The sequence below is a fragment of the Lysinibacillus sp. RS11 genome (assembly GCF_042019215.1).
Classification (GTDB): Bacteria; Bacillota; Bacilli; order Bacillales_A; family Planococcaceae; genus Lysinibacillus; species Lysinibacillus xylanilyticus_A.
On the sequence record NZ_CP168124.1, the window covers coordinates 3,145,030 to 3,159,393 of the forward strand.

Below are 14,364 nucleotides of genomic sequence, written 5' to 3' on the forward strand. Positions count from 1 at the left end.
TGGCATAATTGTAGCTGTCGCTACAGATAAACAATACGTCCGGAGGCTTTATCTTATGAAAACACATAGCTATCCATATTATCTATTGTATTTTGAATAGCATCCTTTAATGATCGCTGATGCTCGCCGCAAACAGCCAGCGCCTGCTCTAATGTCATCGCTGCATTTGCCATAAACGGCGCCATCTGTAAATCCTTCGCTAATTGAATCAGAACAAGTGCTTTATTCCATAGCCAACGCGCATTTTTTGCATCTAAATTAATCGCTTGCTCCAAGTAGCCTAGGGCGTCGAATGGCATCCAACCGAAGCGGTGCATCGTTTGCCCTGTAATCCCCCAGTATAAAGCTTTATTAGGGTTTTCTTTTACAGCTTGTTTAAAACAATGGACACTCTCATTGTAGTGATGTGCAAACAAAAACAGTTCACCCTGCGTAAAGAATGATTGTGCCTTTTCATTTGGAGTACCTGTTTTCGCTACATCCTCTAGCTCCTTAATACGCTGAGAAAACTGTGCTTCATCTTTTATCGCACGAATTTCCACGACGACATCCGATTCAGGATAGCTTTCATCTGTTCGTTCTTCATGCTGAGTTTCCACAAACAACGTAGCCTTTGGATAGCTAGCAAAATCATACTCTTCCAATAATTTAATATATTGATCAGCTAACGCTTTCTCGCTGTCATCTGTAACTTGCTTAGCTACCTCATAGCATTTCATTAGCTCGCCATTATAAAAATAATCATCCATTGTCATTCAATATTCCTCCAATGTACAGCTCGTCAGTATATTCAGTATACACTACAAAAATCAATTTCGCCTTGGGCTAATTACCTTAAGATTTCGAATTGTTCTCAGGTATGTACAAGCATTTACTGAATGAAGATAAAAAAAGACTGCTCAAAATAACTTTTGAGACAGTCGTAGCCTTCCTTATTTTTTTAATACTTCTAAATAAGCACGTAACTCTTCTTCTGGTAATGCACCGACAAAGCGGTCAACCTCTTTACCATCTTCAAAGTGAATGAATGTTGGCGTCGCTTTAAAATTGTATTGATCAAATAAATCCCCGTATTCATAAGTGTTTAATTGAACAATATCAACACCCAGCTCCTTAGCAATCGGCATTAATACTGGTGTGAAGGCTTGACAATGTACACATGTCGGACTGAAGAAATAAGCATTGACATCTTCACCAGCTTTTATTTTTTTCTCAAGTTCTTCAGGTAACATTATGTTTTGGTAATTTTCATCATCTAATTGATCAATTGTTTCTTGTTTTAGTACTTTGTCGCCATAAGGATTCTTTGCACTTGTTAACTTACTTTCGTTCGATACTTTTGTTAGCATAACAATTGCTATAAATAACACAACAATAACTGACCCAATAATTAGTAGTTTTTTCACTAGAATGTGTTCCTCCTTTTCTACACTAAAAAATCCTAGTTTTAGTGTATTCGCGATTGATTATAAAGTTTTTTTAAACCCTAGTAAACTAATTTGTCTTTTAAAAATAAGTTTTTCTACAATCCAAACATAATTCCGCCCATTTTTGGGACCATAAATAGTACAAAGCTTAATATAAAGGTGGAGTGGTTAATAATATGAAACACACTATCCAACAAGTTTTTCAAATATATAAAAGTGATATCCATAATATCTTAACAAACTGGGTAGTTGCTGTCATTATTGGTGGACTTATCTTTTTACCTTCTCTTTATGCGTGGCTCAATATTTATGCCTCTATGGATCCTTATGCCCATACAGCCAATATGAAAATTGCTATTGTCAACGAAGACACAGGAGCGAATGTTAGAGGAGAAGATATACATGTCGGTAACGATGTAATCGCTAATTTAAGCACAAATACAAGCTTTTCTTGGCAATTTACAACTCGTGAAAAAGCCATGGATCGTTTAAAAAACGGTGACTATTTTGCGGTTATCGTAATCCCTAGTGACTTTTCACAAAAACTAACCTCCATACTGTCAAATCAGCCTACTAAAGCGCATATCGATTATTATGTAAATGAAAAAATAAATGCAGTCTCACCCAAAATTACAATTAAAGGTGCTAGTGGCCTAACTCAACAAGTTTCTAGTGAATTTATCTCAACTGTCAATGGAACACTTTTCGCTATTTTTAATACGATCGGTGTTGAGATGGAACGGGAAATTCCAAACTTAAGAACGTTTGAAAATTATATTTTTACAATTGAACAACATCTTCCTGGTATTGAGACCTTTTTAGCACAAACCGCTAAAGGTGGCAAAGAAGCTGAGACATTACTGAACCACACGATGACCCAAGTTCCTGAGGTTGAAAAATTAACGAATGAAGGTCTTACAACTATTCAACAAGGTTTAAAATTGATTAATGAAGCTGACACACTGTTCACCGAGCTATCCCCTATCATTAAAAAGGATTTAGAAGCTGTCCAAAATATTGCGCAACGATTTACAGAGCTAGTAGGGAAGCTAGAAAATGCTAATGTGGATACAGCAACCATTGCCCAAACAAAGGATGCGATTAAGAAACAGCTGGATGCATCTCACGAAAAAATAAATTCTAGCATACAAACACTTGAAGCACTGCAAAAATTAACACAAGCTGATGCTTCAACTCGTAAACAGCTTGAAAACAAAGTACAAAACATCCTGACAGCACTACAGCAAAGCAATTCTGAAGAGGTTAAAACTTTACTAACTAATAAAAAAATCATTGAACAACTTGAAGCTATACGCGGAGATTTACAGGCAAATCCTAGTTTAACTGATTATTCATTAAGCTCTCTAACAGCATTAAATCAGCTAAATACGTTACTAACTGACGTCTCAAATAAAGTTCAGCAGTTAAATAATATTGATGGAGAAAAGATCAAAAAAGATCTCGCTGATGTTCAAAGTGTTGCGCAAAATGCTTCGAACAATCTGAATCAATTCCTTACTCATTATAACGATCATCTAGAACCACAAATTCGCACGACCCTGACTTCTGCGAAAAATACATTAACAAATGCATCATCCATGTTAACGGATGTAAAAAGTTTTCTTCCTCAAGTATCAGATCGTTTAACAAATGCAAAAAATACGTTAGCGACAGCTAATAAAACAATTGCTACAGTACAATCGAATTTCCCTGCTTTAAGTACAAAAATTAAGAATTTAGCGGAGAAGCTAAGAACATTAGAAAGCGAAGCAGATATTTCTGAAATTGTTCAATTATTGAAAAACGATGTCAATGCCGAGCGGGATTTCTTTGAGGAGCCTATTAAGCTTCAGGAACATAGGATGTTTCCGATTGCTAATTACGGAACAGCTATGACACCATTTTACACTGTACTTTCCATCTGGGTTGGCTGTTTATTATTAATTTCACTTTTATCTGTTGATATTCACGATAATCATCAATACAGTATTCGAGAAATATACTTTGGACGTTTATTAACATTTGCGACTTTTTCATTTATCCAAACGCTCATTATTACAATAGGAGATATCGTTCTTTTAGATGGATCCATTAGTGCGCCTTATTACTTTATACCATTTGGGCTATTGATTAGCTTAGTGTTTGTTACAGTTGTCTATACACTAGTTTCGGTATTCGGAAATGTTGGGAAAGCGTTAGCCATTGTCATGTTAGTGTTACAAATTGCAGGTTCTGGCGGCACATATCCAGTAGAATTATTACCAAAGTTTTTCCAAATAATAAACCCATTTTTACCTTTTACTTATGCAATTGAAATGATGCGAGAGGCTGTTGGTGGTATTATTTGGTCCAAGGTATTGGTGGATCTCGCCTTTTTATCTTGCTTCTGGCTCATTTTTATTCTATTTGGTTTCTTCATGAAAAAATTATTGAGTGAGAAAATGGAACTTTTAATGAACAAAACACGTGGATTAGATATTTTTCATTGATTTTCACCTGCGCTTCCTGTCAATGTTTAAGCGAACGATGGTATAATGGCAGTATTGTAAACATGTGGGAGGCGCTTTTATTGAAAAAACTACTATCTATTTTTGCTATATCGTTATTAGTGTTAAGTGCTTGTGGTGAGGAGAAAAAAGTTGCTGAAAAAAATCAAAACGAAACGCCAAAAGAAGCTTCACACGAAGAACATGCACATGCTACTGGAGATATTCAGGAGGAAACTGCATCTGCAGAAGTGCTACCATCCTTTTTAAATAATCAAACTGAAAATATTCGCTTAGTGTATCAAATTGCTGGTCAGTCTACAGAAATTCTAGAATGGATGCCATGCTATTGTGGATGTGGCGATTCAGTTGGACATAAAAGCAATCTAAACTGCTTTATTCAAGAAAAACGCGAGGATGGAACAATTGTCTGGGATGATCACGGTACGCGTTGTAACGTTTGCCTAGAAATCGCTGTACAGTCTGCAAAAATGCATAAAGATGGCATGAGTCTCAAAGAAATTCGTCAAACAATTGATGACACATATAAAGAAGGCTACGCAAAACCAACACCGACGGACATGCCTGCTTAATAAAAAAACTCATCGTTATGATGAGTTTTTTTATTATTTAACTAGCTGTAGCACCGTTTTAAAATGTGGATGATCAGCACGTTGTAGTAGCTCATATAAAATCATTTCTGTGCTTGTGGGTAAAATTCCAAGTGCCTTCATCTTCTCTAGCCCTAACTCTTTATTGGCCTTTGTACGAGAGGACACGGCATCTACAACAACTTCGACCTCAAACCCTTGCTCTTTTAGCTGTCTTGCTGTTTGGTAGACACAAATATGTGTTTCGATCCCTGTCACGATAAATTGAGTACGACCACTTGCCTTCAATGCATCGACAAATTCTTGCTCCTGGCAAGCACTGAATGCCATTTTAGCAATAGCTTGCCCTTGAAGATGCTGAGCAATATTTAATGCAGTCCCACCTAAACGACTAGGATTTTGTTCAAGCCATAAAATAGGTACTTCCAATGCCTTCATAGCTTGTACCAGCTTTGACACATTGTCAATCACCGCTTCACTTTCATCAACAATTGTCGCTAACTTACCTTGTACATCAACGACAACTAAACACGCTTCCTCTATTGTAAACATTTAAAACACCCCTTACTTCATTTTCACAGTTCATTATACCGAAAGATACTTGGTTTATGGAGAAAGTTAAAAAAATTTCCGTCCATCCTATATTAACGGCAAATATCATCAATATTACACCTTAACCTCCATCGAACCAGTGCATATAACGGTAATATGGGCAACTTAGGCATATCTAAACAAGATGCTTAATATCATGCACTTCTATGGGCTCTTGTTGTCATAGAAGAATTTCACTAAATGAAGGCTAAAACAATTACCATAAAACTTCTTTTTTTCAAACCCGAACATTTTATAACACCAATGATTAACCAATGCGCAAATCACGAAATATAATCTCATATATGCACATCTAAATTTTCATTTGTTCGTATTTAAAGAAAAATACTTTTAAGAATTTATCTCAATTGTGTACATTTTGTTGCAAGCCTGTCGCAATTTTGCTCGAATAGTGAGAATTTTATTTTTTCTCTTGAAAATTGAGTTATAATCCAGTAAAGTGCTTTTATCCCGCTTTAACGGTCAGTACAATACTTTACATTGTATATGAAAGAGATGACTTTGAACTGACCGTAAAAGCCCGATTGGTTCAACTAACAACCAGCAGAGGATGAAAACCCCTGCTGATTGAAGTTTCACTTTATCCCGCTTTAACGGTCAGTACTATGCTCTACATTTATATGAAATAGATGACTTTGAACTGACCGTAAAAGCCCGATTGGTTCAACTAACAACCAGCAGAGGATGAAAACCCCTGCTGATTGAAGTTTCACTTTATCCCGCTTTAACGGTCAGTACTATGCTCTACATTTATATGAAATAGATGACTTTGAACTGACCGTAAAAGCCCGATTGGTTCAACTAACAACCAGCAGAGGATGAAAACCCCTGCTGATTGAAGTTTCACTTTATCCCGCTTTAACGGTCAGTACAATACTTTACATTGTATATGAAATAGATGACTTTGAACTGACCGTAAAAGCCCGATTGGTTCAACTAACAACCAGCAGAGGATGAAACCCCCTGCTGATTGAAGTTTCACTTTATCTCGCTTTAACGGTCAGTACAATACTTTACATTGTATATGAAATAGATGACTTTGAACTGACCTTAAAAGCCCGAAATTCACCTTATTAAACAACACAAGGAGTGTACCACATTGACACAACGTGCATACAATTTTAACGCAGGCCCATCTGCACTACCAGTAGAAGTATTAGAAAAAGCCCAACAGCAATTAGTAAACTTCCGTGAGTCAGGTATGTCAATTATGGAAATGAGCCATCGTAGCGCCATTTTCGATGAAGTACATAATGAGGCAATTGCTTTATTGAAAAAGCTTTATGCTATCCCAGAAAACTATGAAGTCCTTTTCCTACAAGGTGGAGCTAGTCTTCAATTTACGATGATTCCAATGAACTTCCTACAGGCCGATCAAAAGGCAAGCTATGTTTTATCAGGCTCATGGTCTGAAAAAGCATTCAAAGAAGCGAAATTTTTTGGTATGCCTGTTGAAGCTGCTAGCACAAAGGAAAATCAATATCGCAATATCCCAGCTTTAGCAGACATTCAATTCAATGCGGATGATGCATATGTGCATATCACTTCAAACAATACAATTTACGGCACACAATGGACGGAATTCCCTGAAACAGGAAATGTACCGTTAGTTGCAGATATGTCTAGTGATATTCTTTCTAAGCCAGTTGATGTAAGTAAATTTGGTCTAATCTATGCAGGGGCTCAAAAAAATCTTGGTCCTTCTGGTGTAACAGTAGTTATTATTCGCAAAGATTTGCTAGAAAAAGCGAATAAAAATATTCCAACAATGCTGAAATACACAACGCATGCTGACAGCAACTCTTTATACAATACACCACCAACTTTTGGCATCTATATGCTAGGTGAAGTATTAAAATGGGTTGAATCTAAAGGTGGCGTTGCTGAAATTGCGAAGCATAATGAGTTAAAAGCGAAAGTAATTTATGATGCCATTGACAATAGCAATGGATTCTATAAAGGTCATGCAACACCTGAAAGCCGTTCTTTAATGAACATTACTTTCCGTGTTGCTGATGAAGAGCTTGAAAAACAATTCCTTGCTGAAGCAAAAGCAGCAGGATTTGTTGGACTAAATGGACACCGTTCTGTAGGTGGCTGCCGTGCTTCTACTTATAATGCTGTCCCATTAGAAGCTTGTGAAGCATTACGTGACTTTATGGTAGCTTTCCAACAAAAACACCAATAATCATAAACGACGAATAAATACTATAAATTTAAAGGGGTAGCGCCAAGTGATGTTTCACTTGGCGCTACCCCTTTTTTTACACAGTTTCATGCTTACAATCCGGACACTTACCATAGATCTCAAATTTATGATTTTCAATTTCGTAGTTTGGTAGTTTCTCTCCAAGCATTTCCATAGGACAAAGATTTAACTCCTTGACATTGCCACAATCCAAACAAATAAAATGGTGGTGATGATGTTCAGACTCACAATGCATGCGGAAATTTCGCTCCCCAGATAGCTCAGTTTCTTCCAGTATTCCAAGCTTCACAAATGTTGCTAAGTTACGATAAATTGTATCAAAACTCATACCTGGAAAATCTTTTTTTAAAACATCCAATAAGTCACGAGCTGTTAGATATTTATCTGTTGCTGCAAACATAACTAATATTAACTCCCGCTTATCTGTTTTTTTATAGCCGTTCTCTTTTAAAATTTCCCACGCTCTAGAAACATTCACTGTGCTACCTCCTCTTGTTTTGCAGCCATCTTAAATACTACTTTCTTCGCTAGAATAACTAGTAACAAAATGAAGATGGAAGTGACAACAATTGTACCACCAGGCGCTAGATCCAAATAAAAAGCACTGACAAGGCCGATTAACACAGCTGCTTCCCCAAAGACAATCGAGTAGATGATCGTTTGCTTAAAGCCCTTTGCTAAACGCATTGCAGCAGCCACTGGTAATGTCATAAGTGATGACACAAGCAAAATACCGACTATGCGCATACTTGCAGCAATAACTAGTGCTGTCACAATCATAAATAACAGATGAATCCAACGAGCAGGTAGACCACTAGCTTTTGCATATTCCTCGTCAAAAGATAAAACAAAAAGCTCCTTAAAAAATAACAACAAAAAGATAATAACAACGACAGCGATTCCCACCACTACCCATAAATCCTGACGTGAAACAGCTGATACTGAACCAAATAAATAGCTCATTAAATCTGTGCTAAAGCCACTGGCAAGGGAGATGAAAATAGCACTAATCCCTATCCCACCTGACATAATAATAGGAATGGCAAGCTCCTCATAGTGCTTATATAAACGTCTTAGTCGCTCAATTAAAATTGAACCGCTAACAGAGGCAAGTATACCGAGATAAATTGGATTTAGCATAGCCAAGGCTGGAACAGATTGACTGAGATATAAGCTTCCTGCTATACCTGCAAGTGTCACATGTGACAAGGCATCTGCAATAAGCGACAGCCTGCGAACAACAATAAAAACACCTAGCAGCGGTGCCAATATGCCAATTAATATCCCCGAGAAAAAGGCATTTTGTAAAAATTCATAGTTAAAAATTGCTTCAATCATTGAGCCTTCTCCTTCTAGTGAATCTTTCTCACAGAATGACCATACCAAGCTTCAAGCGCATCCTGAGAAATTGTATCAAATTCATTTTTGTAACCATGGAAGTGGATAGTTTGATTTAAACATGCTACATGGCTGATACGGTTCGACACTGTATCGACATCATGAGTGACAAGAATCATTGTAATTCCCTGTTCCCGATTCAATTTGACCAGCATATCATAAAATGACTGTACATTCTCATGATCAATGCCGACAGTTGGTTCATCTAATATTAGTAGTCTCGGTTCGCTAACTAAGGCTCGTGCAATAAAGACACGCTGCTGTTGCCCACCGGATAATTCACCAATATTACGATTCATAAAAGCTTCCATTCCAACAGCTTTTAATGCTTCTAGTACTTTTTCTTTTGCATCTCGTCCAGGTCTTTTAAATAGCCCTAATTTTTTTGTTAATCCGCTTTTTACTACCTCTTGGACGGTTGCTGGAAATCCTGAATTGAAGGCATTGGATTTTTGTGACACATATCCTATCCATTCACGATGCTTAAAAGTTGCACTTGGTTCACCAAATAACTTTATTTCTCCAGTCATTGGTTTTAATAATCCTAAAATAATTTTTAATAATGTCGATTTCCCAGAACCATTTGGACCGAGAAGTGCTAAAAAATCTCCCTCTTCTACACGGAAAGAGATATTTTTTAATACTTGTGTATAGTCATATTGAAATGACAAGTTTTCAATATCAATAAGTGATTTTTTCATGCATGACCGCTTCTTTCTAATTCAAAATCATTACGATTTACAAATTGTAAGTATAAATGAAATCACTGTTTTTGTAAAGGAAATTAGTTTACTAATAGGCTGTCTCATGTTGTCGAAAAAAGTTTAAATACATTTAGATGTCACTTTTCGCTTTAACAAAGACTTTTTTACTTGAATCACGCTCAAATTACGTTGTAATAGGCATTGATTCTAAAACTTTTAAAGTAAGGGTTTTCAGAGTTGGCACGTCGTTCACAAGAAGGATTTCGTTTCAAAGAAACTAAAAAACTTTAAAAGGGGGATTGGCTTTGAGTATTCAATTTTTACAGCAATTAGCACAAAGTAGTGATAAAGAAGTCGTTGCCATTGCTCGTGCTGAAGGGTTTGAAATTACAACTTCTGAAGTAAAAAAACTACGACCTTATTTGGAGCAATTCTCATTTACTTGGCTCTTTTTAGGTATTCCGAAAGATATACTTGTAGAGGTTGAAGCTGTTTTAGGTAGAAAGCGTTCTAGACAGCTGATCGCACTATTTACAAAATAATAGAAAATAGCCCGAAAATCAGGACTTATGCTAGCTGATTTCGGGCTATTTATTTTCTATCCTCTTAGAGCATCGATTAACTCAGGTTTAAACTCTCCACTACGTAACATCTCAATTTCATGTTTATATGGAGCCGATTTTGATTTGGCATCACTATTTAATGCGACAAAAGGTGTTTCTAAGATTTTAGGAATCTCTTTTAATTGTGGGTGATGTACAACATAATTTAATGCGTCAAAGCCAATATGACCAAAGCCAATATTTTCGTGACGGTCTTTTCCAGCACCGCGAACATTTTTTGAATCATTAATATGCAAGACTTTAATACGATCTACACCTATTAATTTATCAAACTCATTTAATACGCCATCAAAATCCTCGACAATATTGTAACCGGCGTCATGTGTATGGCAAGTATCAAAGCACACTGACAGACGCTCATTATGTGTCACACCATCAATAATTTTGGCAAGCTCTTCAAAGGAACGACCACATTCAGTTCCCTTCCCTGCCATCGTTTCTAATGCGATTTGTACAGGATAATCCTGTGCTAATACTTCATTTAAGCCCTCAATAATTTTAGCAATCCCTGCATCAGCACCAGCGCCTACATGGGCACCAGGATGCAACACAATCTGTGTAGCTTCCAAAGCAGCTGTACGTTCAATCTCAGTCTGTAAGAAATCTACACCAAGACGGAAAGTTTCAGGCTTTTCTGTGTTTGCAATATTGATAATGTATGGAGCATGTACAACAATATTTGTCATGCCATGCTCTTTCATGTGTAGTAAACCGTTCATAATATTAAGGTCAGCAATTGCCTTACGACGAGTATTTTGAGGTGCTCCTGTATAAATCATAAAGGTATTTGCCCCATATGAAAGAGCTTCTTTACTTGACCCGAGGAGCATTTCTTTTCCACTCATTGAAACATGTGATCCAAGTAGCATTTGAATACCTCCTTATTTTTTCCCGCGAGCTTTTATGCGACGTTCACGTTTTTTAATTTTTTCCATTTCCCATTTCATATTACGTTTGTAGCCTGGTTTTACTTTTTTCGGCTTACGTACTAATGCTTTAGCTTTCGCATCGATTTCATTTTCTTGCTTCACACGATTTTTACGTGCATGGCGCTCTTTTAGTTCAGACCATTCGCCATCTTTTACATCTTTTTGAACAAATGGAATGCCCATTTTTTCAACACGTACTACTGCATCCTCATCTGATGGCTCAAACAACGTGATAGCCGTTCCTTTATTCCCTGCACGTGCTGTACGTCCCACACGATGAATAAAGAACTCTAAGTCCTCTGGAATTTCGTAGTTAATGACATGTGAAATTCCTTGAATATCGATACCACGTGCTGCAAGGTCTGTTGCAACGATATATTGATAGTCCAATTCTCGAATTTGCTTCATCATCTTCTTACGATCACGCGGACTTAAGTCACCATGAATTTGACCACAGCGAATCCCATTTTCATTTAAGTAGCCAGCAACGTGCTCTGCTGTTTTACGTGTGTTAGTGAAAATTACCGCTAAAAATGGATTGATTCCTTCAATAACTTCCAACAAACGTTTGTTACGAGATTTAGAACGCACTGGGACAAGCACAAAGTCAATTCCTTCTGCGACCGGGCGTTTATCGTTCATATGGATATGAACAGGTGCTTCCATATATTTTTTCAAGAAAGGCTGAAGCTTTTCTGGAATTGTCGCTGAGAATACAAACATTTCCAGGTTATCTGGCATTTGAGAAGCAAAGCCGTCAATCTCCTCTATAAAGCCCATATCGAATGCTAAATCTGCCTCGTCGACAACTAACATTGGCGCCGTATGCACAAATAACGCTTGCTCTGAAACGAGATCACGAATACGTCCTGGCGTTCCAACAACAATTTGTGGTTGCGTTTTTAACTTATCAATGGAGCGTTGTTTGTCCGTACCCCCAATAAATAGTTTCGCTTGAATAGTTGTTCCTTCTATTAATTGATTTAACGCATCAAAAATCTGTTGAGCAAGCTCACGTGTAGGTGACGTAATAACAGCTTGTACTTCCTGCTTGTCGGGATTAATGCGTTGCACAATCGGAATTAAAAAACTATGTGTTTTTCCCGTCCCTGTATGTGCTTGTCCGATTGCACTCTTCCCTTTTAGTATTAGCGGAATAATTTCCTTTTGAATCGGCGTTGGTTCTGTGAAGCCAAGTTCTGCAATTGCGTCCTGCAAAAATGGCTGAAAATTATAATCAGTATATTTTGACATAATTCGTTCCTCCTAACATCTTTCCCATTGTATCATGATTCAACTTTTAGGTATATTAACGTCCTATTATCTTAAGCATGAACATTATTTTCTACTTTAATCATAGCTGTAGAGAAGCCCTTATCAAAGTTACTCGAAATGCTGTTAATATGCAATAAAAAAAGCACTGAACTGCTGTTGAAAAAAGCTAAGAATTAGTATATTTTATGTCAATTTATTGATAACTAATGATTTGAAGAATTACCATATGCTACGATAAAAATGTAAGATATTAGAGGAGGTTGACTTATCATGAAAGCAGCAAGATGGTATAAAGCAAAAGACATCCGAGTAGAAAACATTGAAGAACCAGTAATTGCATCTGGAAAAGTAAAGATCAAAGTACATTGGACAGGAATTTGTGGAAGTGATTTACATGAATACGCAGCTGGCCCAATCTTCATTCCAGTGGAACAACCTCACTATGTAAGTAAAGATATTGCGCCAATTGTTATGGGACATGAGTTCTCTGGTGAAGTAGTAGAAGTTGGTGAAGGTGTTACAAAAGTACAAGTTGGTGATCCCGTAGTTGTAGAACCTATTCTTGCATGTGGCGAATGTGCTGCTTGTAAAAAAGGTAAATATAATATTTGTAAGCATCTAGGTTTCCACGGTCTTTCTGGCGGGGGCGGAGGATTCTCTGAATATACAATGGTAGATGAAAAAATGGTACATAAAATGCCAGAAGGGCTTTCCTATGAACAAGGTGCACTAGTTGAACCAGCAGCAGTAGCATTACATTCAGTTCGTCAAAGTAAATTAAAAGCTGGTGATAAAGCAGCAGTCTTTGGTACAGGTCCAATCGGTCTTCTTGTGATCGAAGCATTGCGTGCTGCTGGAGCAGCTGAAATATACGCAGTAGAACTTTCAGCAGAGCGTGCTGCCAAGGCTTTAGAGTTAGGCGCAACAGCAGTTATTAATCCTAAAGATGAGGATGCAGTAGCCCGCCTTCATGAATTAACTAATGGTGGTGTAGATGTTGCATTTGAAGTAACAGGTGTCCCTGTAGTATTACAACAAGCAATTGATTCCACAACATTCGAAGGTGAAACAATTATCGTTTCCATTTGGGAATCTGCGGCTTCCATTCAGCCTAACAATATCGTTCTAACAGAGCGTTCTGTTAAAGGTATTATTGCTTATCGCGATATTTTCCCAGCAGTTATGGAATTAATGAAACAAGGTTACTTCCCTGCTGAAAAACTTGTGACGAAACGAATTGCTCTTGATGAAGTCGTAACAGAAGGCTTCGAAGCCCTAATGAAAGAGCGAAACCATATTAAAATCCTTGTAAATTCACAAGCATAAAATAGAGTCAGGTAGAGAAAATAAAGAAACTTTTCTCTACCTGTTTTTGCATATCACCATAACGCGGGGTTGATTTTCGTTCCGACTGGGCGACTCCACTCCAAGCAACTTTTAGTGATGAGCCTCATTTCCCTTCATTTTTTTCATAATATCTAGATTGGCCATTAGGAAGTTCACCTTATTTTCTCCAAAAACCCCAAATGACCGTTTTTCCGTATTTGCCTCTATAATTTTTTCAATCTCTTCCTCAGATAGCCCACTTGCTTGGGCAATACGTTCAACTTGTATTTGTGCAGCTTTTACACTGATATGGGGATCTAACCCTGAACCTGAAGCAGTCATTAAATCAGCAGGTATGTCTTGTCGTTTTACGGTTGGGTTTGCTAGTAAAAACTTCTCGATATCTGCTTCTATTCGCTTCTTCAATTCTGGATTAGATGGTGCATAGTTAAAAGTTCCAGAGCTAACGCCGCTATAATTCACCTGGCCATTTTCATCTGATATCGTATCCTCTTCCGTATAAACATTGTAATTGACGGATGAAACACGTCCCCAGAAGTACTCAGGTGCTGTAAAAGCTTGACCTATTAATTCTGAGCCAACAACTTCACCGTCCATTTCGATTAAACTGCCATTTGCTTTATGAGGAAATAACCCTTGCGCTAATGCAGTCACAGCAAACGGGTATATAAAACCACATAGAACGAACATCGTCATTGTGATCAATAATGCTTGCTTTGAGTTCTCAAAAATTTTTCGCATGT

At 37.3% G+C, this 14,364-nt stretch carries 14 protein-coding genes; 5 read left to right on the forward strand and 9 right to left on the reverse strand.

Annotated features, from left to right (window positions below; genetic code table 11):
• Window positions 1-53: 53 nt before the first annotated feature.
• Together AB9L17_RS16280 and AB9L17_RS16285 are read right to left on the reverse strand one after the other, a co-directional pair.
• Window positions 54-755 (reverse strand): tetratricopeptide repeat protein, encoded by a 702-nt coding sequence (locus AB9L17_RS16280; protein WP_068983564.1) that lies wholly within the window; start codon window positions 753-755, stop codon window positions 54-56.
• A gap of 177 nt (window positions 756-932) precedes the next feature.
• Window positions 933-1,406 carry a thioredoxin family protein gene (locus tag AB9L17_RS16285; protein WP_068983565.1) on the reverse strand — a complete coding sequence of 158 codons (474 nt, stop codon included), beginning with the start codon at window positions 1,404-1,406 and terminating at the stop codon, window positions 933-935.
• 197 nt (window positions 1,407-1,603) lie between these two features.
• Here AB9L17_RS16285 and AB9L17_RS16290 point away from each other — a divergent pair, with 197 nt between their 5' ends.
• Together AB9L17_RS16290 and AB9L17_RS16295 are read left to right on the forward strand one after the other, a co-directional pair.
• Window positions 1,604-3,916 carry a YhgE/Pip family protein gene (locus AB9L17_RS16290; RefSeq protein ID WP_375199467.1) on the forward strand — a complete coding sequence of 771 codons (2,313 nt, stop codon included), beginning with the start codon at window positions 1,604-1,606 and terminating at the stop codon, window positions 3,914-3,916.
• Between the two features lie 80 nt (window positions 3,917-3,996).
• Entirely contained in the window at window positions 3,997-4,506 is a 510-nt protein-coding gene (locus AB9L17_RS16295; protein WP_068983567.1) for a PCYCGC motif-containing (lipo)protein, read from the forward strand.
• A gap of 33 nt (window positions 4,507-4,539) precedes the next feature.
• Here the strand turns inward: AB9L17_RS16295 and AB9L17_RS16300 are convergent, their stop codons facing one another.
• Window positions 4,540-5,076, reverse strand: a complete 537-nt coding sequence (locus AB9L17_RS16300) for a hydrolase (protein WP_068983568.1) — start codon at window positions 5,074-5,076, stop codon at window positions 4,540-4,542.
• Window positions 5,077-6,235: 1,159 nt separating this feature from the next.
• On the opposite strand from AB9L17_RS16300, the gene serC reads away from it, so the two are divergent.
• Entirely contained in the window at window positions 6,236-7,324 is a 1,089-nt protein-coding gene (serC, locus tag AB9L17_RS16305) for a 3-phosphoserine/phosphohydroxythreonine transaminase (protein WP_068983569.1), read from the forward strand.
• Between the two features lie 76 nt (window positions 7,325-7,400).
• Here the strand turns inward: serC and AB9L17_RS16310 are convergent, their stop codons facing one another.
• From AB9L17_RS16310 to AB9L17_RS16320, 3 genes are read right to left on the reverse strand one after another with little or no spacing between them, the layout of a single operon-like run.
• The gene (locus AB9L17_RS16310) at window positions 7,401-7,823 is read right to left on the reverse strand and encodes a Fur family transcriptional regulator (RefSeq protein WP_375199468.1); all 423 of its coding nucleotides are present in this window, start codon (window positions 7,821-7,823) and stop codon (window positions 7,401-7,403) included.
• A complete protein-coding gene (locus AB9L17_RS16315; RefSeq protein WP_068983571.1) occupies window positions 7,820-8,683 on the reverse strand; it encodes a metal ABC transporter permease in 864 nt (287 codons plus the stop codon). The genes AB9L17_RS16310 and AB9L17_RS16315 overlap by 4 nt, the downstream gene beginning before the upstream one ends.
• A 14-nt stretch (window positions 8,684-8,697) precedes the next feature.
• Complete coding sequence (locus tag AB9L17_RS16320) at window positions 8,698-9,444, reverse strand: metal ABC transporter ATP-binding protein (RefSeq protein ID WP_068983572.1); 747 nt, start codon at window positions 9,442-9,444, stop codon at window positions 8,698-8,700.
• Window positions 9,445-9,752: 308 nt separating this feature from the next.
• On the opposite strand from AB9L17_RS16320, the gene AB9L17_RS16325 reads away from it, so the two are divergent.
• Entirely contained in the window at window positions 9,753-9,989 is a 237-nt protein-coding gene (locus AB9L17_RS16325) for a Nif11 family protein (RefSeq protein WP_068983573.1), read from the forward strand.
• 56 nt (window positions 9,990-10,045) lie between these two features.
• On the opposite strand, the gene AB9L17_RS16330 is transcribed toward AB9L17_RS16325, so the two are convergent.
• Window positions 10,046-10,939, reverse strand: coding sequence for a deoxyribonuclease IV (locus AB9L17_RS16330; protein ID WP_068983574.1), 894 nt, complete (start codon window positions 10,937-10,939; stop codon window positions 10,046-10,048).
• Between the two features lie 12 nt (window positions 10,940-10,951).
• A complete protein-coding gene (locus AB9L17_RS16335; protein ID WP_068983575.1) occupies window positions 10,952-12,253 on the reverse strand; it encodes a DEAD/DEAH box helicase in 1,302 nt (433 codons plus the stop codon).
• 291 nt (window positions 12,254-12,544) lie between these two features.
• On the opposite strand from AB9L17_RS16335, the gene AB9L17_RS16340 reads away from it, so the two are divergent.
• Window positions 12,545-13,600, forward strand: a complete 1,056-nt coding sequence (locus tag AB9L17_RS16340; RefSeq protein WP_223555973.1) for a 2,3-butanediol dehydrogenase — start codon at window positions 12,545-12,547, stop codon at window positions 13,598-13,600.
• Between the two features lie 111 nt (window positions 13,601-13,711).
• Here AB9L17_RS16340 and kdpC read toward each other — a convergent pair whose 3' ends face one another.
• Complete coding sequence (gene kdpC / locus AB9L17_RS16345) at window positions 13,712-14,362, reverse strand: potassium-transporting ATPase subunit KdpC (protein WP_068983577.1); 651 nt, start codon at window positions 14,360-14,362, stop codon at window positions 13,712-13,714.
• Window positions 14,363-14,364 lie beyond the last annotated feature (2 nt).

Excerpts from the sequence above, each read along its gene's own strand:
- AB9L17_RS16330 (WP_068983574.1), bottom strand. The coding sequence starts at position 10,939 with ATGCTACTTGGATCACATGTTTCAATGAGTGGAAAAGAAATGCTCCTC.
- AB9L17_RS16290 (WP_375199467.1), top strand. The coding sequence starts at position 1,604 with ATGAAACACACTATCCAACAAGTTTTTCAAATATATAAAAGTGATATC.
- AB9L17_RS16315 (WP_068983571.1), bottom strand. The coding sequence starts at position 8,683 with ATGATTGAAGCAATTTTTAACTATGAATTTTTACAAAATGCCTTTTTC.
- kdpC (WP_068983577.1), bottom strand. The coding sequence starts at position 14,362 with ATGCGAAAAATTTTTGAGAACTCAAAGCAAGCATTATTGATCACAATG.
- AB9L17_RS16340 (WP_223555973.1), top strand. The coding sequence starts at position 12,545 with ATGAAAGCAGCAAGATGGTATAAAGCAAAAGACATCCGAGTAGAAAAC.
- AB9L17_RS16320 (WP_068983572.1), bottom strand. The coding sequence starts at position 9,444 with ATGAAAAAATCACTTATTGATATTGAAAACTTGTCATTTCAATATGAC.
- AB9L17_RS16280 (WP_068983564.1), bottom strand. The coding sequence starts at position 755 with ATGACAATGGATGATTATTTTTATAATGGCGAGCTAATGAAATGCTAT.
- AB9L17_RS16300 (WP_068983568.1), bottom strand. The coding sequence starts at position 5,076 with ATGTTTACAATAGAGGAAGCGTGTTTAGTTGTCGTTGATGTACAAGGT.
- AB9L17_RS16335 (WP_068983575.1), bottom strand. The coding sequence starts at position 12,253 with ATGTCAAAATATACTGATTATAATTTTCAGCCATTTTTGCAGGACGCA.